This is a genomic window from Streptomyces sp. NPDC060027 (genome assembly GCF_042737005.1).
Classification (GTDB): domain Bacteria; phylum Actinomycetota; class Actinomycetes; order Streptomycetales; family Streptomycetaceae; genus Streptomyces.
Genome location: NZ_JBHWVI010000061.1, coordinates 1 through 20,556, shown reverse-complemented (window position 1 = coordinate 20,556; position 20,556 = coordinate 1). Strand labels below are relative to the sequence as shown.

Here is a 20,556-nt window from a genome sequence, read left to right as displayed (position 1 = left end):
CATCGGTGAACGGCTCATTCCCATAAGCGGACGTCCACGGCCGTTCGGACCGCCGTCTACGCTGGCGCCATGGACGCTCCCCCACGCTCGAACACGCTCACGCGGGGGGACCCCCTCGCAGGCCTGCTGGAGGGTCCACGCGCGCGTGGCGCCTTCATGATCCGCGCATCGTTCGACCCGCCGTGGTGCGTACGCGTCGAGGACCGCGCCCCCCTGACGATCATGCTGGTGGTCCGCGGCGACGCCTGGGTGGTACCGGACCGGGGCGAGCGGCTGCGGCTGCGGGCCGGTGACGTCGCCATCGCGCGCGGCCCCGACGCGTACCTCTGCGCCGACGACCCCGGCACCCCGCCGCAGGCGGTGATCCTGCCGGGCGGCGAGTGCACCTACCCGGACGGGAGCTCGCTCAAGGGCCACTGGGACCTCGGCGTCCGCAGCTGGGGCGACCGGCTCGACGGCTCCACGGTGCTGCTGATCGGGACGTACATGCTGCGGGGCGAGGTCAACGGCCGGCTGCTCGACGCCCTGCCGCCGCTGCTCGCGCTCCCCTCCGACGTGTGGGAGTGCCCGCTGACACCGATCCTCGCCGAGGAGATGGTGCGCGACGAGCCCGGCCAGGAGGTCGTCCTCGACCGGCTCCTCGACCTGTTGATGATCAGCGCCCTGCGGGCCTGGTTCTCCCGCCCCGAGGCCGCGGCGCCCGCCTGGTACCAGGCCCTCGCGGACCCGGTCGTGGGCCGCGTGCTCCGGCTTCTCCAGGACGACCCCGCCCACCCCTGGACGGTCGCCGGGCTCGCCGCCAAGGCCGGGGTCTCGCGCGCCGCCCTGGCCAGGCGCTTCGGCGAACTCGTCGGGGAACCCCCGATGACGTATCTGACCGGATGGCGCCTCGCCCTCGCCGCCGACCGGCTCCGCGAGAGCGACGACACCCTCGAGACGATCGCCCGCCACGTCGGCTACGGCAGCGCCTTCGCGCTGTCCAGCGCCTTCAAACGGGTCTACGGCGTCAGCCCGCAGGAGCACCGGGCCCGCCCGGCGTAGCCTGGCGTACATGTACGCGGAACGGGCGTCCCGGTTGCCGGGCGCGGTGGTCTGGACCCGCGTCCTGGCCGGTACCGCACCGGGAGGCGGGGCCGCGGCGGCACCCGCGCGCCGGACGGAGACGGCGTCCTCGCGGGTGGCGGCAGCGGTGTCCGCGCTCGCCTCCGGAGCCGGGCACGGGGATGGGCGCGGAGCCGGGCACGGGGACGGGCACGGAGTCGAGGCCGAGGACGGGTCCGGGACCGCCCGGGGCGCCGTGCTTCCCGACGGCTGCATGGATCTGCTGTGGACTGAGGGGCGGTTGCTCGTCGCCGGTCCCGACACACGGCCCTACATTCCGGACGGAGTGCCCGGCGGCTGGGCCGGAGTCCGCTTCTTCCCCGGTACGGCACCCGCCTACCTGGGCGTGCCCGCGAACGAACTCCGGGACCGGCGTGTGGACTTGACCGACCTGTGGCCCGCCTCCGAGGTACGCCGCCTCACCGCGCGGATCGACGCGGCCGCCGACCCCGTGGAAGCGCTCGAAGAGATCGCGCTGCTCCGGGCGGCGGAGGCCGAGCCCCCCGATCCGCTGCTCCGGGAGGTGGTGGCCGCCCTGGACGCGGGGCGCCCGGTAGCCGAGACGGCCGACGGACTGGGCCTGGGCGCACGGCAGTTGCACCGCCGCTCGCTCGCCGCCTTCGGCTACGGACCCAAGACCCTGGCCCGGGTCCTGCGACTGCAGCGGGCGCTCGCCCTCGCCCGGGACGGCGTCCCCTTCGCGGAGACCGCGCTGCGCGCCGGGTTCGCGGACCAGGCCCATCTGGCGCGAGACGTGAAGGAGTTGGCGGGAGCGACGCTCGGTGAGCTGGCCGGTCACCGGTAGCGAGCCGGACTACTGTGCCGGGACCGGCTCCCCGGGCAGCCGGGCGAACAGGTCGACGCCGTTGCCGTCCGGGTCGTGCACGACGGCGTACCGCATGCCCCAGACGGCGTCCCACGGTTTGAGCTCGCCGTGGTGACCCGCGCCGACGAGCTCCTCGTACACGGAGTCGACCTCGGCGGGGCTGTCGCAGAGAAAGGCGAGCGACGCCCTGCCGCCGCCGCTCGGAGGCCGCCACCCGGCGTGGAACGACCGGATGGTCTCCTCCGTGTCCAGCGCGAGGCGCAGCCCGCCGGGCAGCTCGGCCTCGACATGCGGCTCGTTCTCCGCGCCTTCGGGGAAGACGAGCCCGAGACGGCCGTAGAAGGCGAGGGAGGCGGCCATGTCGGAGACGGCCAGCCCGATCACATCGATTCGTGGAGTCATACGGTCACCGTAGGCGGGCCGGGGGCGACCGGTCTTGAACGAAACGGACACCACCGCGGCGGTCGCCCCTAGGGTTCCGTCATGGTCTTCCGCATTCTCGTGTACACCCGTACCACCGGCTACCGGCACGACTCCATTCCGGCCGCCGTCGCCGCCGTGCGCGCTCTCGGTGACGCGCACGGCTTCGCGGCCGACGCCACCGAGGACCCCGCGGCCTTCGAGGCGCCGCTGGACCCCTACGCGGCGATCGTCTTCCTCTCGACGAGCGGCGAGGTGCTCACGCCGTCCGGCCGCGACCGGCTCGCGGCGTACGTCGAGGGCGGTGGCGGCTTCGTCGGGGTGCACGCCGCGGCCTGCACCGAGTACGAATGGCCCCGCTACGGCGAACTGCTCGGCGCCCGCTTCGACCGGCACCCGGACCTCCAGCCGGGCCGGGTCCTCGTCGAGGACCACGGACATCCCGCCACCCGGCACCTGCCGCCCGTCTGGGAGTTCACGGACGAGTGGTACGACTTCCGCACCAGCCCGCGCGGTTCGGCGCGCGTGCTCGCCTCCGCCGACGAAACCTCCTACGAGGGCGGGGGAATGGGCGACGACCACCCCCTGGTGTGGTGCCGGGGACAAGGCGCGGGCCGGGTCTTCTACACCGCGCTCGGACACACCTCGCGGGCGTACGAGGACCCGGACTTCCGCCGGCATCTGCTCGGCGGCCTCCTCTGGGCGGCGCGCGGGCCCTCGGCCGGTTCGGACCCGGTCGCGCCGCCCCCCGCCGCACAGCCGTAGCCGTAGCCGCATCGGCCGAATGGGGACCTCCGCAGGAATACCGGGAAGTGATGTGGTGCTCTGATCCTTACGACTCGCGACGTTGAGGAGCTGGTCCCGGATGGCGGTGGACGCGGTGGATCCGTTGGCGGAGACGAAGGACCCGGTGGTCGCCACCCCGTACGGAGCGGTGCGCGGCCGGTACGAGCACGGGATCGCGGTCTTCCGGGGCATCCCGTACGCCGCCCCGCCCTTCGGCGCCCGCCGCTTCCGCCCACCCGTGCCGCCCGAGCCCTGGGACGGGGTGCGGGACGCCGGCGCGTTCGGACCGACGCCGCCGAAGCCGCCGTACTCCGAAGCGTTCGCCCGGCTCCTTTCCGACCCCGTCGTGCCCGGTGACGACTGCCTCAACCTGAATGTGTGGACCCCGGCGCCGGACCCCGGCGCCCTGCTCCCCGTCATGGTGTGGATTCACGGCGGAGCCCTGACCCGCGGCTCCTCGGCCGTGCCCGTGTACGACGGGCGCGCCTTCGCGCGCGACGGCGTGGTCTTCGTGTCCGTCAACTACCGCCTGGGCGTGGAGGGTTACGGCCTCTTCCCGGACGCGCCCGCCAACCCCGGGCTGCGCGACCAGCTCGCCGCGCTGGAGTGGGTGCGGGAGTCCGTCGCCCGGTTCGGCGGCGACCCCGACCGGGTGACCGTCTTCGGCGAGTCCGCCGGAGCCATCAGCATCGGCGCGCTGCTCGCGAGCCCGCGCGCCCAGGGACTGTTCCGCCGGGCGGTCCTGCAGAGCGGGCCGCCCGAGGCGAGCGACCGGGACAAGGTGCGCCGGATGGTGCGCAGAATGGCCACCCGGCTGAAGATCCCCGCGACGGCGGAGGCGTTCGCCGCCGTCGACCGCGACCTGCTCCTGCGCACCCAGGCCGACGTGGGCAGGCTCAGCAGCCCGGTGCTCGGCGGTCCCGCCTTCGGCATCGTCGTCGACGGCGACCTCGTGCCGCGCGACCCGCTGGAGGCCCTCGTCGAGGGCGCCGCCCCGGACGTCGGCCTCCTGCTGGGCTGGACCCGTGACGAGTACCGGCTGTGGCTCGTGCCCGGCGGGCTCCTGGAACGCGTCGACCGGCTCGGCCCGGTCGCCCTGGCCGGTGCGATGGCCCGCTGCCACTGCGGCCACGAGGTGCCCCGCGGCTACCGGGCCCTCCACCCGGAAGGCGGCACCGCTGATCTCGTCGGGCAGATGATCACCGATCATCTCCTGCGGGTCCCGCTGCACCGCCTCGCCGACGCGCGCAGCGGCCGACCCACCGCGTCCCTCGACGCGGACGTCCCCGGCGAGCACCGGGCCCCCGCCCATGTCTACGAGTTCGCCTGGCCGTCCAACGTTCCCGGCCTCCGTGCCTGTCACGCCCTGGAACTGGGCTTCGTCTTCGACACCGCCGACGTACCGGCGTCGGCGAAGCTCGCGGGCGAGGGCGCCCCGCGGGAGCTGGCGGACGCCATGCACGGTGCGTGGGTGCGGTTCGCGGTCGACGGGGACCCGGGATGGTCCGCCTGGGACGCCTCGCACCCGGTCCGGATCTTCGGCGAGGGCGACCCGCACACCGTGCTGGGCCCGCGCGACCGCGAGCTCGCCCTGTGGGAGGACGAATCGGCCAGGGCCGCGGCCGGACCCGCCGACCCCGCGGTCCGGCCGGTCGGCTCCGTGGAGGACGCGCCCACGTCACGCCCCTACGTCGACGCGTCCGCGCGCATCGCGACCCCGCTGTCGGCCGTACGCCGCTTCCGCCGCTCCGGCGGCGCGGGCCGGACCTGACCCGACGGCGGGCGGGAGCCGGGGGAGGCGCGGGGACTACGCGGTCCGCAGGGCCGCCGTGATCCCCGCGATCGCCTCCGGGCCCACCCGGCAGCATCCGCCGATCAGCCGGGCCCCCGCCCGCTCCCAGCCGACGACCTGCGCTGCCGTGAACGTGGAGCTGCCGGTCCAGGCGCGGGCCCGGGCGTCCCAGGCCTCGCCGCTGTTCGGATAGACCACGACCGGCTTTCCCGTCACGCGCGCGGCGGTGGCGACCGCCGCGTCGACGTCCTCGGGGACGCAGCAGTTGACCCCGACCGCGACGACCTCGTCCGCCTCGGCGGCCAGGGCGAAGGCCTCCTCCAGGGGCTGCCCCGCCCGCGTACGGTCACCGGCCACGCTGTACGACAGCCACGCCGGTACGCCGAGCCCGCGCACCCCGCGCAGCAGCGCCCGCGCCTCGTCCGTGTCCGGGACCGTCTCCAGGGCCAGCGCGTCGGGCGCGGCGGCGGCCAGCACCTCCAGGCGCGGCCGGTGGAACCGCTCCAGTTCCGCGACGCTCAGCCCGTACCGTCCCCGGTACTCCGAGCCGTCCGCGAGCATCGCCCCGTACGGGCCCACCGACGCGGCGACCCACAGGGGCCGCGCGACGCCCTTCGCGTGCGCGCGCCGGGCGGCCTCGCGTGCCAGCCCGACGCTCAGGCCGAGGAGCTCGGCCGCCCGGTCGTGCGGGATGCCGCGCCGGGCGAAGCCCTCGAACGTCGCCTGGTAGCTGGACGTGATCGCCACGTCCGCGCCCGCCTCGTAGTAGGCGAGATGCGCCTCGACGATCGCCTCGGGCCGCTCCGCGAGCAACCGTGCCGACCACAGCGCGTCACTCAGGTCGTGCCCGGCCGATTCGAGCTGGTTGGACATCCCTCCGTCGAGCACGACCGGACCGGAGGAGAGCGCGTCGGCGAGGGCGAGGGTGGAGTCGCTGGTCATGGCTCGACGCTAGTCGATACGGGCTGCCGCGCCGGGGCCGGTCCACCCGCTGAGCGGCCGTCCCGGTGGATGAGACGGACGGGGCCCGTCCACCGGGGGTGCCGGGGCCTGCCCGGCTGACACGGCCGGGATGCCGATCCGGGCACGGAGGCGGGGAGGCGGGGCGGGTACGGAGGCGGGGAGGCGGGGCGGGTACGGAGGCGGGGCGGCAGGGCCGGGCGGTGGCGAGCCGCCTCGCCTCGGGGCACCGGCCCGTCCGTCCCACGGGCCCCACCCCGCAGGACCGATCCCGTCCGCACCGTTGACCTCGTCGTAGCACGCGCTTACTTTTTCGGCGGCAACGTTCGTAATCGCAGATACTGTTCGGCATACCGGACGGACGGTCACCGTATGAGCCGCATCATCAGCCCCTTTCGGATGAGCCGCACGAAGCGTCACGCCCTGAGACGTGCGTACGCCCTCCTCGTCGCCCTCTGTCTGGCCGTCGCCGGGGGACTCCTCGCCGCCGGACCCGCTCGGGCGGCGGCCCAGACCATCACCAACGGCACCCGGTTCACGGACACTTCGGGCGCCGCCGTGCACGCGCACGGCGGCGGGGTCGTCAAAGTGGGTAGCTACTACTACTGGTTCGGCGAGAACCGCAACGCCGACAACACCTTCCGGTACGTCGACGCCTACTGCTCCACCGACCTGAAGAACTGGGAGTTCCGCAACCACGTCCTGACCCAGTCGAGCGCCGCCGAGCTGGGCACGGCCTACATCGAGCGACCCAAGGTCATGTACAACGCGTCCACCGGCAAGTTCGTCATGTGGATGCACAAGGAGAACGGCGTCGACTACAGCGAGGCGCGTGCCGCCGTCGCCGTGTCGGACACGGTGGACGGCGCCTACACCTACCGGGGCAGCTTCCAGCCGCTCGGCCAGTACATGTCCCGTGACATCACGACGTTCGTCGACACCGACGGCACCGGCTACATGGTCTCCGCCGCCCGCGAGAACTACGACCTCCAGATCTACCGGCTCACCGCCGACTACACCGGCATCGCGGCCCTGGTCGCCGACCCCTGGCACGGCGGACACCGTGAGGCGCCCGCGCTGTTCAAGCGGGGCGGCGTCTACTTCATGCTGACGTCGGCCGCCACCGGCTGGAGCGCCAACCAGCAGCAGTACGCCACCGCGACCTCGCTCGCCGGCCCCTGGACCGCGATGACGAACGTCGGCGACTCCACGGCGTACGGCTCGCAGACCGCGTACGTCCTTCCCGTGCAGGGGACTTCGGGCACCTCGTACCTCTATATGGGCGACCGCTGGGGCAACTCCTTCGGCGGCACCGTCAACGACTCCCGGTACGTCTGGCTGCCGGTCGCCTTCCCGACGACGACCGCGATGTCCCTGTCCTGGTCCCCGGAGGTCACCGTCGACACGACCGCCGGGACCATCGGCGGAACGAGCGCCGCCTACGAGACCCTGACGGCCCGTCACTCCGCCAGATGCGCGGACGTGCCCGACCAGTCGCTGTGGCAGGGGGTCGCGCTCGCCCAGTACACCTGCAACGGCGGGGCGAACCAGAGGTTCTGGTTCAAGTCCCTGGGCGGCGGCTACTACGAGCTGATGGGCCGGGGCAGTTCCCTGTGTCTGACCGACGGCTCCACCGGCGTCACCCAGGAGAACTGCTCCGGCGCCACCGCCCAGCAGTGGTCGGTGACCGCCTCCGGCGGCTATGTGCTCCTGAAGACCAGGGCGTCCGGCGAGTGCCTGGACGTGTCCGGGGCGTCCACCGCAAACTCCGCGGCCCTCATCACGTACACCTGCAACGCGGGCACCAACCAGCAGTGGACGCGCGGCACGTGAGTTCCGGCATCACCGGCACCGGCTTCAGGCCGGCGGGTCCAGCGCGTCGATCGACGTGCCGGCGCTGAGACAGGCGGACTAGAAAGCGCTTGCCAATGACGATACGGTCCTGCCGCCAGGCCCTGTCACCGTTGCTGCGTCGCCCTGGCGTCCTGTCGTACCTTCGGAGGAGCCGCACATGAGACGTCTCACCATCGCCGTGCCGCTGCTGGCGGTGGCCGCCGCGGGTGCGTTGTCGGCCGCCCCGGCCCAGGCCCGAGCGGGGCGGCCCGTGCTGGGCAGGGAGAACTGCACGGCGGTCGCCTGTCACTTCGACGTCCCGCCGGGCACGTACGACGTGACGGTGCTGCTGGGTGGTGATGCCGAGGCCAGTACGTCGATCAGCGGCGAGACCCGCCGCTCGCTGCTCCCCGAGACCGCCACCGAGGCGGGCCGGCCCGTGGTGCGCGGCTTCACCGTGAACGTCCGTACCCCCGAGGGCGAACCGACCGGACCCGAGGGCACCCCGGGTCTGGACCTCGTCGTCGGAGGTTCGGCGCCCGCGCTGACCGACATCCGGGTGACCCCGGCCGCTCCGCGGGGACCCCGCTCCGCTCGGCCGGCGGACGCTCGGGCGCATACCCGTCAGATCTTCCTGGTCGGCGACTCGACGGTCTGCGACCAGCCCGGTGACCCGTACTCCGGCTGGGGCCAGCAGCTTCCGCAGTACCTCCGCCGGGGCCTCTCCGTCGCCGACTACGCGGATTCCGGCGAGAGTACCGTCACCTACCTCGCCACCCCGGCGCTCTTCCCGACCGTCCAGCCGCTCATCCGCGAGCACGACCTGGTGCTCATCCAGCTCGCCCACAACGACAAGACGACCGACGAGGCGACGTACCGGACGAACCTCGAGACACTCGTCGCGGGTGTCCGCGGCCGGGGCGGCGAGCCCGTCCTCGTCACGCCGATCGTCCGCCGCTGGTTCAACGCGGACGGCACCCTGAACAACGGCACCGCGCTGCTGGTGAACGGCCTCGGCGTGGACCATCCGGCCGTCATCCGCTCGGTCGCCGCCGCCGAGGACGTGCCGCTCATCGATCTCACGGCGAAGACCAAAGCCCTCGTGGAATCACTCGGCGTCGAGGGCTCCAAGGCGATCTACCTCTACAACGAGAAGCGGGACAACACCCACACCTCGGTGCACGGCGCCACGGTGTACGCGGCCTTGGTCCGCGACGAACTCCTCGCCCTGCATCTGGTGCCGAAGGCTCTGGTGCGGGTGGGATGAGCCCCTGGGGCGTTCCGACCGGAACCGGGACGCCCCAGGTACCCACCCCGGCCGACCGGGACGTAGTGCCCGCCAACAGACCGGACAGGGAGCCCATTTGATGCCCTTCCAGCCCTTCCAGCCGTCCGAGGACCGCGCCCTGAGCCCGTACACCGGCTGCACGCGCGCCCATTGGGAGGCGGTCGCCGATTCCCTGCTCGCCGCGGTCGCGCCGTACGCCAGCGACGACGGAGCCCTCTACCACTTCCCCGGAACACACACGAGCGCGTCCGGCAGGCTCTCCGACGGCCTGGAGGGGTACGCCCGTACCCTGCTGCCGGCCGCCTTCCGCCGTGACGAGAAGGTCCTGGAGCGCTATGCGGAGGGGCTCGCCGCCGGAACCGCGGGCGTCTGGCCCCGAGTCGAGGACCGCAGCCAGCCGCTCGTCGAGGCCGCGTCGATCGCGCTCGCGCTGCGGCTGACCCGGCCGCTGCTGTGGGACCGCCTGGACGACGGCGTGCGACAGCGTGCCGCCGAGTGGCTCGGCGACGCGCTGACGGCCGAACCCTGGCCCTGCAACTGGGAGTTGTTCCCGGTGACGGTCGGCGGCTTCCTCCAGGAGATCGGCTACGAGCCCGAGGCGTCCCGCGCCGCGATCGACCGCGGCCTGGAGCGCATCGAGCAGTGGTACCTCGGCGACGGCTGGTACACCGACGGCCACGGGCGCAAGTTCGACTACTACAACGGCTGGGCGATGCACCTCTACCCGGTGCTGCACGCGTGGCTGGCGGACGACACCCGGCTGCTCGATCTGTACGCCGGCCGCCTGGAGGCCCATCTCGGCGACTACGCCCGCCTGTTCGGCGGCGACGGCGCGCCGATGCTCCAAGGCCGCTCTCTCACCTACCGTTTCGCGACCACCGCCCCCCTCTGGCTCGGCGCGCTCACCGGCCGTACACCCCTGTCCCCGGGCGAGACCCGCCGCCTCGCGTCGGGTGCCCTGCGCTACTTCCTCGACCGGGGCGCGGTGGACGACAAGGGACTGCTCACCCTCGGCTGGCACGGACCCGACGAGGCGTTCCTGCAGAGGTATTCCGGCCCCGCCTCGCCCTACTGGGCCGGCAAGGCCTTCGTCGGTCTGCTGCTGGCGCCGGACCACGAGGTCTGGACGGCCGCGGAGGAGCCGGGCCCGGTCGAACGCGCCGACGCCGTGACCCCGGTCGGACCACCCAACTGGCTTCTCCAGTCGACGCGTTCGGACGGTCTGGTGCGCCTCCACAACCACGGCAGCGACGACGTCCGCTACGACCCGTACTACACGCGGCTCGCCTACTCGACGGTGACGGAGCCTTCGCCGTCGTACGACAACAGCGTGATCGTCGGTGCCGACGCGAGCCGTACGGGGATCGAGCCGCTGGGGGCCGGAGAGGGCTGGGCGGCGTCCCGGCACACCGTGTCGGAGGGCGTCCGGGCCGCCTCCCTCGTGGTCGCCCGCGGTGCTGTCGAGGTGCGGGCCCATCTGGTGTCGGGCGCGGCGCCCGGGACGCCGGTACGGGTCACGGGCTGGGCCGTGCGGGACGGCCTGCGCTCCGAAGTCGTGCCCGTGCACGGCCTGTCGGGAGCGGGGGAGGGTGTCACCGGGGAGGACGCCTCCCTCTTCGTCGCCCTTGTCCGCCTCACCGCCGAGCCGGAGCCCGTCCCGCTCACGGAGCTGGTGTCCGTACGGGTGGCGGCGATCGACGAAGGGAGGCCGGGCGCTTACGACATGACGGTCACCTGGGCGCCGGGGGACGCGGCCGGCTTCCGTTTCGAGGGTTCCTCCGGCGGGGAAGGCGCGTCCTCGGGGCCGTCGGTGGTCGTGAGGCAGTAGCGCGCGAGGACGGGCGCGGCGCGGATGACGGGAGGCGACGGCCGGGGCGGCCGTCGGGTCCGGGATTCCCTAGAGTTCGGGGTGAGCGGAAATGGATCCGCCGGGGGAGGGAGCGTGCCATGGGTGGGTCGGACCAGGACCGGACCGGCAGGGGCCCGGTCGATGCCGAGCGGATGATCGCGGAGGCGCGGAAGGCGTTCTTCGTGATGTTCGGGTTCCTCGCGATCGTCTGGCTGGTGCAACTGGCCAACTACGCCGACCACTACGCCCTCTCGCGGGACCACGGGCTCGTGTCCGGCGACCTCGCCACCTTGCCCGATATCCTCAGCGCGCCCTTCCTGCACTGGAGTTGGGCACACATCGAGAGCAACTCCGGACCCCTGTTCGTCTTCGGATTCCTCGCCGCATACCGAGGCGTGGTCCGCTTCCTCGGGCTGAGTCTGCTCGTGGCGGCGACCAGCGGGCTCGTGGTCTGGTTCTTCGAGCGCGGCAGCGTGGAGACGGTGGGCGCCAGCGGGCTGATCTTCGGATACTTCGGCTACGTCGTGGTCCGCGGCATCTTCGACCGGCATCTGATCGACACGCTGATCGGTGTCGTCATGGCGGCCTCCTTCGCCTACCTGCTCACCGTCGCCGTACCCGGGACGCCGGGGGTGAGCTGGCTCGGACACCTCGGAGGCCTGATCGGCGGCCTGCTCGGAGCCTGGCTCTTCCGGGACCGCCGCCCACGGGTGCCTTCGGCCGCCCCCTCTCCCGGCGCCTTGGACACCACCACGCGTCGCACCCCGCAGCCGGGCGCCGACAACCCGCGCGCGGACCTGCACAAGGAACTCGGCGACCTGGGCCTGCTGTAGCCGTTCCACTACGTGGGCCATGGGCCGGGCGAAGTGCCGCCCGGCCCATGGCCCTCGGGTCAGTCGCCGATCCGCGGCAGAAGGGAGACGATCCTGCTGCCGTTCCGGACGACCAGCGCGTCCTCGTACTGCAGGACCTGGGGCGTGGTCCCGCGGCCGGGACTCCCCTTGCCCGTGTCGACGTGATCGCGCCAGACCTGGTCACCCGTGTGCAGATCGAGGCCGGACAGATCTCCGGTCGGGCTGAAGAAGTACACGACCCCCTGCCGCGCCGACACCGCGGGAGACGCGATGCCCGACAGCATGTCCTTGTCGGGCATCGTCACGCCCACCGGAGCGGTCCACAGGGTCTTTCCCGTGGTCAGCGAGTAGGCCGAGGCCTTGCCCTTCCAGGACACGGTGATCAGACGATCACCGACGACATCCGCGTTGGCCAGCTCCCCCTTGATCCGGTAGGTGTGCGAGGTCCGCTCCCCGGAGACGTCGATGCCGGTCACCCGGATGTCGCCGGCGGCATCCCGCCTTTCGCCCAGGAACAACTTGTTCCCCGAGGTCCCGAAGATCTGCTGCCCGATGGGAAGGGTCATGACCTTCGTGGCGTTTCCGGTGGCGGGATCGAGACGGAAGACGTCGGTGTGGTCCGGCTTCTCGACGTCCCGCAGGCACACGAGATAGGGCACGCCGCCCAGCACCGCCCGCTGGCAGGCGATGCCCTTGTCCCAGGTGTGGCGCCACTTCTCCTTGCCGGTCAGCGGATCGAGGGCCGACATCGTGCGCAGCGACGGGGTGTTGGCCAGCACCGCGCCGTCGATGAGCATGGCGGCCTGGTCGGTGCGGTCGTCCTGCGGCATCTGGACCTTCCACAGCACACGGCCGGTGCCGGCGTCCACCGCCATCAGATCGGTACCGCCCGCGTAGTCCCCGTCCGGCTGGTTCTTCGCGGTGTGATTGCGGTAGGCGTAGACCACACCGTCGCGCACGGCGAACGGGTGGTCGATGCTGTCGCCTTCGCGATTGACCTTGACGGTCCACAGCCGCTCGCCGGTGTTGGCGTCGAACTTCGCGGCGTCGTACTTGGAGCCGCTGCAGTACAGCGCGGAGCCGTCCACCAGGCAGCCCCGCTCGCTGGCACCCGGGGTGCCGCTCTGCCACGGCTTCCAGCCCACCGGCGACGCCGCCGGCCGCACGGGCCTGTCCTGCTCGGCCGAACCGCCGCCCCCGAAGCCGAGAACCGCCCCCACGGTGATCGCGGCGACGGCCACCGCCGCCCCCGCGGCCTGCGAGAAGCGGCGCCGGCTGCGCCGCCGCACCACCTTCTCGACCAGGTCCCCGGGCGCCCGGACCCGGTCCAGGGCGACCGCGCGCAGTGTCTCCCTGACCTTCTTCTCCACCTGCTCCGTCGTCATCCCTGGATCCCCTTCGACATGTAGCTGAGCGGCTGCATCTGTTCCTTCGCGTAGCCTTCGGGCCCGAGCTCCGGCACGAGCGCCCGGAGCTTCGCGAGCGACCGGTGGGCCGTACTGCGCACCGTGCCGACCGGGCACCGCAGCAGCGCCGCGACCTCGGCCTCCGGCAGGTCCTCGAAGTAGCGCAGGACGACCACGGCTCTCTGCCGCTTCGTCAGACGGCCCAGTGCCGCCCACAGCGCGATCCGCAGCTCGGAGTCCGACTCGGAACCGGCCTCCCCGCCGGACTCGGGCACCACGGGCACGGTCGTCTCGGCACTGTGTCTGCGCAGCCGCCAGCGGTTGACCTGCTGGCGGTACATGACCTGGCGGATGTACGCCTCGGGCTGCTCGATCTGCGCCCAGCGCCCGTAGGCCTTCATCAACGCGATCTGCAGCAGGTCTTCCGCGCCATGCCGGTCCCCGCCGGTGAGCAGCACCGCGAGCCGCAGCAGCGCGGTGGAGCGCATCGCTACGAACTCCCGGAACTCGTCGTGACTCGACGCCTTCATCGACCCTCCCCTTCTTGGCAACCATCACGACGCGATGGGCGACCCGCGGCTATCCGTCGTCGAGCGAGATTGTCGGATCACACCAAGTCAGCTCCTCCGCCGCGGCGTCGGCGGTCCGAGCGCCCGTGGCGGCGCCCCAGCAGCCCGCCCTGCTCGCTCTCGCTCAGTTGGAGGTTGACGCGAGCCAGGCGGGCCTGCCGCTGGGTGAGGCGCAGTCCGTTGAGATAGGTCGCCAGGGAGCCGATGAACGCCAGCCCGACTGTCAAGATCACTGTGGCCATGAGAGAGGTGATGGTAGGCCGCCCCGACCGGCGCGCCGGGCGTCGAGCCGGTCCCTTCACGGGCCCCGAGATCGAGCTCGGCGGCGGAGTCGTACGGGACCAGGCACGGTTCAGGAGACCGGGGCTCGGTTCAGGGGGCCAGGCTCGGTTCACGGGACCAGGCACGGTTCGGTCCGCGCCGAACTGTTCCGCCGTTAGCGTTTCCGCATGACCGATGCGCAGAGGGAAGACCCGGCCGAGGCCGTCACCGCCATGGTCGGCCGGGTGCTGGACCTGGCGGCGAGCTGGACCGCCTGGGGCGGCCGGCCGGTCCATGTCGACGATCGCGTGTACACCCCGCACAAGGCGATCCGCCGAGTCGCCGACCATCTCGTCGACCACCTCGCCGAGTTGGAGGCACGCCTCGTGGGCGAGGAGCCGTTGCCCGACCGCCGGCACGCCTCGGCGACCACGACAGAAGCGGATCTCGCCCCGTTCACCCAGGACGATCTGGACGAGGCCCGCAGCCGGCTGACCCGGCTCGCCCGGATCTGGGTGAACCGGCTCGGGGCACTGACCGACGACCAGCTCGACCGGTCGCCGGGTGAGGGCTGGTCGTTCCGCGAACTCGCCCTGCATCTGCGGGAGTCCACGTACTACGCCGATGCGGTGGGGAAGGTGTCATGACTCCCGCCGCCACTCCGTTCGCCGCTCTTCATCACACCGGCACCCCGCTGCTTCTGCCCAACGCCTGGGACCACGCCTCCGCGCTGGCTCTCGCCCGGCAGGGCTTCGCGGCCGTCGGGACGACGAGCCTCGGCGTCGCCGCTGCCGCCGGGCTGCCCGACGGCGCGGCGGCCACCCGCGATCTGACGCTCCGGCTCGCCCGGCAGCTGGGCGGAGGGGGTTTCCTGCTGTCCGTGGACGCTGAGGACGGGTTCGGCCAGGACCCGGACGAGGTGGCCGGGCTGGCACGCGAGCTGGCCGACGCCGGGGCGGCGGGCATCAACATCGAGGACGGCCTCGGGCCCGTGGGCCCGCACGCGGCGAAGATCGCGGCCGTCAAGGCCGCGGTGCCCGAGCTCTTCGTGAACGCGCGGACCGACACGTACTGGCTCGGCGACGGCGGCCACGCCGAGACCTGCCGCCGCCTCGACGCCTATGTAGAGGCGGGAGCGGACGGCGTGTTCGTCCCCGGGCTGAGCGAACCGGGCCGCATCACCGACCTGGTGACGACGTTCGACGTGCCGCTCAACATCCTCTACTCACCCCTCGGCCCGACGTTCCCCCAGCTCGGCGGCCTCGGCGTACGCCGGGTCAGCCTCGGCTCCCTGCTCTACCGGCGCGCGCTGGGCGCGGCCCTGGACACGGCCCTGGACATCCGGGCCGGACGAACCCCGCGGGGCGGCGCCCCGGACTACGCGGAGGTGCAGGCGCTCAGTGCACAGTGCGGCGACACCTAGCACCACCGGGACCGCCAGGTAGACCCCGCAGCAGACAACGCCCCACCGCGACCGGCACGCATCCGGACCCCGTCGCGTTCGTACGTTCATCGGCACGGCTCCCCGGTCGCTGTTCGGCATCCTGTGCCGAACGGAGACAGATGGTGCGATGGTCGGACGATCTGCCGAATTCAATTCGGTGGAATGGGAAGAGTGGCGGTCATGGATGAACTTGATTCGGCGATCGTGGAACACCTTCAGCGCGATGCGCGGCAGACCAACCGGGAGCTGGCCCGCAAGCTCGGCATCGCCCCGTCGACCTGTCTGGAGCGCGTACGGGCCCTGCGTAATCGCGGCGTGATCACCGGCTATCACGCGGCCGTCGACCTGCGCGCCCTCAACCGTCCTGTCCAGGCCCTGCTGGCCGTGCAGGTACGGCCGCTGAGCCGCGAGGTCATCGAGGGCTTCAAGCAGTACGCGGCCGGTCTCCCCGAGGTCCTGTCGGTCTTCGTCGTCGCGGGCAGCGAGGACTTCCTCGTCCATGTCGCCGTCCCGGACGTCGACCAGTTGCATTCCTTCCTGCTGGACCGCTTCGGCAAGCGGCGCGAGATCGTCACCTTCCGCAGCTCGGTGATCTATCAGCATCTGAGCAATCCGGTGACGAGCCCGCTGAGACCCACCGGCATCGAGTGAGGGGCGAGGGTCAGCCGAGGTCCTCGTCCTCCGCGCGGGGCCAGTTCTCCAGGGCCACGTTCAGGGCGTCCAGCGCGTGCCGCCACGACGTCTCGACGGCGCGGGAGGCGCCGAATCCGCCGATCGCCTCGAGGTTGCAGTAGCCGTGGAAGGTGCTGCGCAACAGGCGTACGGCGTCGGTCAGATCGGGCTCGGCCAGCCCGTAGCCCCGGAGCATGCCGTAGGTGACGTCGGCCGTGACCTCGGCGGTGCGGCGATAGTCCGCCGTCCCGGCGACGAGGGCGGGGTCGAGCTGGGTGTGGGTGGCCCGGTAGCGTCCGGGCCGCTCCAGCGCGTACGCGCGATAGGCGTCGGCGAAGGCGACGAGCGCGTCCTTGCCGGCCCGACCGGCCACGGCGGCGGCGATCCGGTCGATCATCTCGCCGGACGCGAGCAGCGCGATGCGCTGGCGCAGCTCCCGCACGTTCTTCACGTGCGCGTACATGCTCGCGTCCTTCACCCCGAACTGCCGGGCCAGCGCCGACACGGTGACGTTCTCGAAGCCGATCTCGTCCGCGAGATCGGCCCCGGCCCGCACGACCCGTTCGGTCGTGAGCCCGGCACGCGCCATGGAGGACCACCTTTGCGCCACGGAGTGTTTCCTGGGGAATCTAGGCGGAACCCTAGTCCCGACCGGACCCGAACTCCACGGAAGTCCTGACGCAACGGACACTCCGGCGGTCAACCGCCCTGCTGATAAAGGCAGTTGACCGGTCCAGGTCGCCCCGCGATCACGAGTACGCCGCATGCCGTTCATGCTCCGAGCCGAATCTCCTCATGACGCGCCCGCAGGGGCGGGGCGGGACTCAGGAGACGGTCATGGGGCACACGCACGGACATGAGCACGGGCATCACCATCACCACCATCACGGCCACGAGGACACGGGCGCCCCGCTGCCCGCCGCCTTCGACACCTCCGTGCCCGACGAGGCGCTCACTCCCGAGCAGCAGTCGCGCCGTTCGCTGCTGCGCCGCGCGGGGCTGCTCGGCGCGGGCCTCGCCGCCGGAGGCGTCCTCGCGCAGGGGGCCGCCACCCCCGCGTACGCATCCGCGGGAGGCCGGAGAAGGAACGGCTTCCTGTGGCTGGCCGGCGACCACCACATCCACACCCAGTACAGCAGCGACGGCAAGTACCGCGTCGGCGACCAGGTCCGGCAGGGTGCCGCACACGGCCTCGACTGGATGGTCATCACCGACCACGGCAGTGAGACGCATGCCAAGATCGGTGTGGAGAAGGTCAACCCGGACATCCAGGAGGCCCGGGACGCGTACGAGGACACGCTCGTCTTCCAGGGCCTCGAGTGGAACATCCCGGCCGCCGAGCACGGCACCGTCTTCGTCCACCCGGGCCGGAACGAGGTCGCGGTCCTCAAGCAGTTCGAGACCGACTACGACGGCAGTGTGAAGGGCGCCTCCGACTCGACGCCCGCCAACGAGGCGCTGGCGATCGCGGGCCTCAACTTCCTCGCGCAGCAGGTGGAACGGCGCAAGGTGAAGGACGCCCTGATGCTCGCCAACCACCCGGCGCGGCGCGGTGTGGACTCGCCGCACGAGATCCGAGGCTGGCGCGACGCCACCGCCCCCGGCCGTCAGATCGCCGTCGGCTTCGAAGGTGCCCCGGGCCACCAGGCCGCAGGCCTGGCCGCACCGCTCGGCATGGGCCGGGCCCGTGGGATCTACGACAACAGCCCGAGCGCCGCCTCCTTCGCCGGGTACCCGCTGGAGAGCTACCGCACCTGGGGCGGCTTCGACTGGATGACCGCCACCGTCGGCGGACTGTGGGACAGCCTGCTCGCCGAGGGCAAGCCCTGGTGGATCACCGCCAACTCCGACTCCCACCAGGTCTACACGGACACCGCCGTACGCGGCGGACCGGACAGCGACTTCACCGCCAACGGCAGGCACACCGCCCCGGTCTACGGCGGCAAAATCGACCTCACCCAGGGCGACTACTGGCCCGGCCAGTACAGCCGCACGCACGTCGGCGCCGACGGATTCTCGTACGCCGCCGTGATGGACGGCATCCGCGCCGGCCGGGTGTGGGTCGACCACGGGCAGCTCATCAGCGGTCTCGACGCGCGGGTCGCGGGCGGCGGCCGCTGGGCCACCCTCGGCGGCGCGCTGCACGTGCGCAAGGGCACCCGGGTCACGCTCACCGTCGACCTGGGACTGGCCGGCGGCCCCAACTGGGCGGGCTTCCTCCCGAAGTTGGCGCGAGTCGACGTCATCCAGGGCGATGTGACGGGCCCGGTCGCGGACCGGGACACGATCACGGCTCCCACCGCCCGGGTCACCCGGTCCTACGAGGTGAACAAATCGGCCGGCACGGTCCGGCTCACCTACGACCTCGGCGCCGTCGACCGGCCCGTGTACGTCCGTCTGCGGGGCACCGACGGCAACCGTTCCGCCGTCGGCCTGATGGGCGCGGCGGTCGACCCGGCCGGTCCGGCGGTGGACGTCGTCGGCGACGCGGACCCGTGGAAGGACCTGTGGTTCTACTCCAACCCGGTGTGGGTCCTCCCGTCGTGACCCAGTCGTACGTCGTCGGAGTCGACACCGGTCACACGGGAACCCTGCGGGAGGCCGACCACCTGCTGCGTGCGCTGGCTGTCGAACTCGACCTGCATGAAGACGTGTTGGGCTGCACGCACCACGTACGGGACGGACGGCGACCGCACACGGCGCTGTCCTTCGCCCTGCCGTCGGAGCGTGCGGCCCGCGCGGCCTGGCTGCGGCTCACAGGGACCGAATCCGGCACCGGTGCCGGTGCCGGTGTGGGCGTGGGCGTCGGCGTGGGGACGGTTGAGGGCGGCCCGCTGGGAGCCGGTCCCGACGCCGGTCCCGGTGTCGTCCTGGGCGTTGCCTTCGGCGGCGAGCGGCACGGGCCCGACGACCTCGCGGCCGGCGCCGCCCACGCCGCCGCCGAGCACACGGCGCGCACGGGCGGCCGCGCCGTCCTGTACCCAGGGGCCGAGGCCCTGACCGGCACCGTGACCGTCACGCGGCTGCTGGAAGTCTCCGCGGTGGACCGGATCGCCGTACTCGGCGCGCCCGAAGGCGTCCCGACGGAACGGCAGTTGGTCACGCGCGACCACGTGCGTCCGGAGTGGCGCGACGGCCGCCTGGTCCTCGCGGCGATGCCCGCGGCGGGTGGGACATTGGTTCCCTTCGAGGTGTCGGACCCGACACCCTGCTGCGCGGACCACTGAGCCCCACGGGCCGCGCGGAGGAGGGACGGCAGGCCGGTCGCGCGGTCACCCGACCGTGCGACCGGCCCGCTGGTGCGCCCCCCGCGGGGCCGCCGACGGGCCCGGTGAGCGTGTTTCACGGCACTCGGGGCGAGGACCTCCGGGTCAGCCGGATCAGCTGGACGGTGGCCACCAGCGAGGCGGCCGACAGCAGAGTCAGCAGCCACGGCACCGCGTGAATGCCCGACGCCTCGATACCCACGCCGAGCAACGGGGGAGCGGCGACGCCACCGATCATCGACGCCGCGATCACCCAGGCCCCGGCTCTCCCCGCCTGCGGAAGCGCGCTGTTGAGCCAGGTCAGCCCCGTCGGGAACACCGGTGCGATGAACAGCCCCACACCGGCGTACGCCACCGGTGCCGCCCCCGGCATCAGCGCCAGCAGCAGGCACGCCGTCATGCCGGCCGCGCAGACCGCGAGGATGAGCTCGGGCGCGTACCGCAGGGCGACCGGGACGACGAGGAAACGGCCCGCCGTCATCATCAGCCAGTACACCGAAGTGGCGGACGCGGCGACGGTCGCGCTGTAGCCGACGGTCTCCAGATGCGTCGGCTCCCAGCCTCCGACGCCTGCCTCGACGGCGACGTTCAGGATGTAGAGCACGAGGAAGCCGATCAGGACGCGGGAGAGCGGCCCGCTTCCGGAGGCGGGCGCCGCCCGGTCCCCGGGAGAGGCGGTCTCCGCCGCCCCGCCGCGGACCCCGCCCGTGCACAGGACCAGTACGCCCGCGAGCACCGCGCACGCCCCGAACGCGTACGGGTAGTCGTCGGGCCCCACCCACGCGATCAACGCGGGCCCGAGCACGGCGCCGATGCCGAAGTGCGCGTTCAGGACGTTCAGCATCGCCGTCGAACGGTCGCCGAAGCCGACGGCGAACAACTGGTTGAGGCCGTAGTCGACACCGCCGAAGCCGAGGCCCCCGAGAAGGGCGGCGGTGAGGGCGAGCGGCCAGTTCGGGGCGAGCGCGAACCCCGCGGCTCCCGCCGCCATCAGTCCGTAACTGGCGCCCAGCAGGGCCCGGTTGCTGATCCGGGCGTGAACGGCGTTGAAGGCCAGGACGCCCGCGACCCCACCGGTGAAGTGAAGGCTCAGGCCGAGTCCGGCCGCCGACGGGGTCAGGCCGAACTCCGCACGCAGACCCGGCACGGCGGGACCGTACAGCGCCTGGATCATGCCGATGAGGACGAACGCGACGCAGGACGCGACCGCGGCCGGACGGCTGAAGAGC

At 72.6% G+C, this 20,556-nt stretch carries 20 protein-coding genes; 13 read left to right on the top strand and 7 right to left on the bottom strand.

Going from position 1 to position 20,556, the window contains the following annotated elements; translation table 11 throughout:
• Nucleotides 1–69 precede the first annotated feature (69 nt).
• Nucleotides 70–1,041, top strand: coding sequence for an AraC family transcriptional regulator (locus ACFWBT_RS17740; RefSeq protein WP_385701121.1), 972 nt, complete (start codon nucleotides 70–72; stop codon nucleotides 1,039–1,041).
• A gap of 10 nt (nucleotides 1,042–1,051) precedes the next feature.
• Nucleotides 1,052–1,906, top strand: coding sequence for a helix-turn-helix domain-containing protein (locus ACFWBT_RS17735; RefSeq protein WP_385701119.1), 855 nt, complete (start codon nucleotides 1,052–1,054; stop codon nucleotides 1,904–1,906).
• A gap of 9 nt (nucleotides 1,907–1,915) precedes the next feature.
• Here ACFWBT_RS17735 and ACFWBT_RS17730 read toward each other — a convergent pair whose 3' ends face one another.
• Nucleotides 1,916–2,329, bottom strand: coding sequence for a VOC family protein (locus ACFWBT_RS17730; RefSeq protein WP_385701116.1), 414 nt, complete (start codon nucleotides 2,327–2,329; stop codon nucleotides 1,916–1,918).
• A gap of 81 nt (nucleotides 2,330–2,410) precedes the next feature.
• Here ACFWBT_RS17730 and ACFWBT_RS17725 point away from each other — a divergent pair, with 81 nt between their 5' ends.
• Nucleotides 2,411–3,112, top strand: coding sequence for a ThuA domain-containing protein (locus ACFWBT_RS17725; RefSeq protein WP_385701114.1), 702 nt, complete (start codon nucleotides 2,411–2,413; stop codon nucleotides 3,110–3,112).
• A 100-nt stretch (nucleotides 3,113–3,212) separates the two neighbouring features.
• The gene (locus ACFWBT_RS17720) at nucleotides 3,213–4,904 is read left to right on the top strand and encodes a carboxylesterase/lipase family protein (protein WP_385701112.1); all 1,692 of its coding nucleotides are present in this window, start codon (nucleotides 3,213–3,215) and stop codon (nucleotides 4,902–4,904) included.
• Nucleotides 4,905–4,940: 36 nt separating this feature from the next.
• On the opposite strand, the gene mmuM is transcribed toward ACFWBT_RS17720, so the two are convergent.
• Complete coding sequence (mmuM, locus tag ACFWBT_RS17715) at nucleotides 4,941–5,867, bottom strand: homocysteine S-methyltransferase (protein WP_385701110.1); 927 nt, start codon at nucleotides 5,865–5,867, stop codon at nucleotides 4,941–4,943.
• Between the two features lie 441 nt (nucleotides 5,868–6,308).
• Here mmuM and ACFWBT_RS17710 point away from each other — a divergent pair, with 441 nt between their 5' ends.
• The 4 genes from ACFWBT_RS17710 to ACFWBT_RS17695 all read left to right on the top strand — a co-directional run bounded on the left by ACFWBT_RS17710 (nucleotide 6,309) and on the right by ACFWBT_RS17695 (nucleotide 11,688).
• On the top strand, nucleotides 6,309–7,718 hold the full coding sequence (locus ACFWBT_RS17710) for an RICIN domain-containing protein (RefSeq protein WP_385701163.1): 1,410 nt from the start codon (nucleotides 6,309–6,311) through the stop codon (nucleotides 7,716–7,718).
• 178 nt (nucleotides 7,719–7,896) lie between these two features.
• Entirely contained in the window at nucleotides 7,897–8,985 is a 1,089-nt protein-coding gene (locus ACFWBT_RS17705; RefSeq protein WP_385701107.1) for a rhamnogalacturonan acetylesterase, read from the top strand.
• A 100-nt stretch (nucleotides 8,986–9,085) separates the two neighbouring features.
• Complete coding sequence (locus tag ACFWBT_RS17700) at nucleotides 9,086–10,834, top strand: DUF2264 domain-containing protein (RefSeq protein WP_385701106.1); 1,749 nt, start codon at nucleotides 9,086–9,088, stop codon at nucleotides 10,832–10,834.
• A gap of 119 nt (nucleotides 10,835–10,953) precedes the next feature.
• Nucleotides 10,954–11,688, top strand: a complete 735-nt coding sequence (locus ACFWBT_RS17695) for a rhomboid family intramembrane serine protease (RefSeq protein WP_385701104.1) — start codon at nucleotides 10,954–10,956, stop codon at nucleotides 11,686–11,688.
• 59 nt (nucleotides 11,689–11,747) lie between these two features.
• Here ACFWBT_RS17695 and ACFWBT_RS17690 read toward each other — a convergent pair whose 3' ends face one another.
• From ACFWBT_RS17690 to ACFWBT_RS17680, 3 genes are all read right to left on the bottom strand, one after another.
• Nucleotides 11,748–13,094 (bottom strand): PQQ-binding-like beta-propeller repeat protein, encoded by a 1,347-nt coding sequence (locus ACFWBT_RS17690; protein ID WP_385701102.1) that lies wholly within the window; start codon nucleotides 13,092–13,094, stop codon nucleotides 11,748–11,750.
• The gene (locus ACFWBT_RS17685) at nucleotides 13,091–13,645 is read right to left on the bottom strand and encodes a SigE family RNA polymerase sigma factor (RefSeq protein ID WP_385701100.1); all 555 of its coding nucleotides are present in this window, start codon (nucleotides 13,643–13,645) and stop codon (nucleotides 13,091–13,093) included. The genes ACFWBT_RS17690 and ACFWBT_RS17685 overlap by 4 nt, the downstream gene beginning before the upstream one ends.
• A 77-nt stretch (nucleotides 13,646–13,722) precedes the next feature.
• Nucleotides 13,723–13,926 carry a hypothetical protein gene (locus tag ACFWBT_RS17680; protein ID WP_385701097.1) on the bottom strand — a complete coding sequence of 68 codons (204 nt, stop codon included), beginning with the start codon at nucleotides 13,924–13,926 and terminating at the stop codon, nucleotides 13,723–13,725.
• A 207-nt stretch (nucleotides 13,927–14,133) separates the two neighbouring features.
• Between ACFWBT_RS17680 and ACFWBT_RS17675 the strand changes: the two genes are divergently transcribed.
• The 3 genes from ACFWBT_RS17675 to ACFWBT_RS17665 all read left to right on the top strand — a co-directional run bounded on the left by ACFWBT_RS17675 (nucleotide 14,134) and on the right by ACFWBT_RS17665 (nucleotide 16,040).
• Nucleotides 14,134–14,592, top strand: a complete 459-nt coding sequence (locus tag ACFWBT_RS17675; protein WP_385701095.1) for a hypothetical protein — start codon at nucleotides 14,134–14,136, stop codon at nucleotides 14,590–14,592.
• On the top strand, nucleotides 14,589–15,368 hold the full coding sequence (locus ACFWBT_RS17670) for an isocitrate lyase/phosphoenolpyruvate mutase family protein (protein WP_385701092.1): 780 nt from the start codon (nucleotides 14,589–14,591) through the stop codon (nucleotides 15,366–15,368). Before ACFWBT_RS17675 ends, ACFWBT_RS17670 begins: the two co-directional genes overlap by 4 nt.
• Before the next feature lie 201 nt (nucleotides 15,369–15,569).
• A complete protein-coding gene (locus ACFWBT_RS17665; RefSeq protein ID WP_385701089.1) occupies nucleotides 15,570–16,040 on the top strand; it encodes an Lrp/AsnC family transcriptional regulator in 471 nt (156 codons plus the stop codon).
• Between the two features lie 10 nt (nucleotides 16,041–16,050).
• On the opposite strand, the gene ACFWBT_RS17660 is transcribed toward ACFWBT_RS17665, so the two are convergent.
• Nucleotides 16,051–16,650 (bottom strand): TetR/AcrR family transcriptional regulator, encoded by a 600-nt coding sequence (locus ACFWBT_RS17660; RefSeq protein WP_385701086.1) that lies wholly within the window; start codon nucleotides 16,648–16,650, stop codon nucleotides 16,051–16,053.
• Between the two features lie 248 nt (nucleotides 16,651–16,898).
• Here ACFWBT_RS17660 and ACFWBT_RS17655 point away from each other — a divergent pair, with 248 nt between their 5' ends.
• Nucleotides 16,899–18,608 (top strand): PHP domain-containing protein, encoded by a 1,710-nt coding sequence (locus ACFWBT_RS17655; protein ID WP_385701084.1) that lies wholly within the window; start codon nucleotides 16,899–16,901, stop codon nucleotides 18,606–18,608.
• Nucleotides 18,605–19,288: a hypothetical protein gene (locus ACFWBT_RS17650; protein ID WP_385701081.1), complete on the top strand. Its 684-nt coding sequence runs from the start codon at nucleotides 18,605–18,607 to the stop codon at nucleotides 19,286–19,288. Before ACFWBT_RS17655 ends, ACFWBT_RS17650 begins: the two co-directional genes overlap by 4 nt.
• 115 nt (nucleotides 19,289–19,403) lie before the next feature.
• Here the strand turns inward: ACFWBT_RS17650 and ACFWBT_RS17645 are convergent.
• The coding region (locus tag ACFWBT_RS17645; RefSeq protein ID WP_385701079.1) for an MFS transporter at nucleotides 19,404–20,556 on the bottom strand (1,153 nt) is incomplete at its 5' end.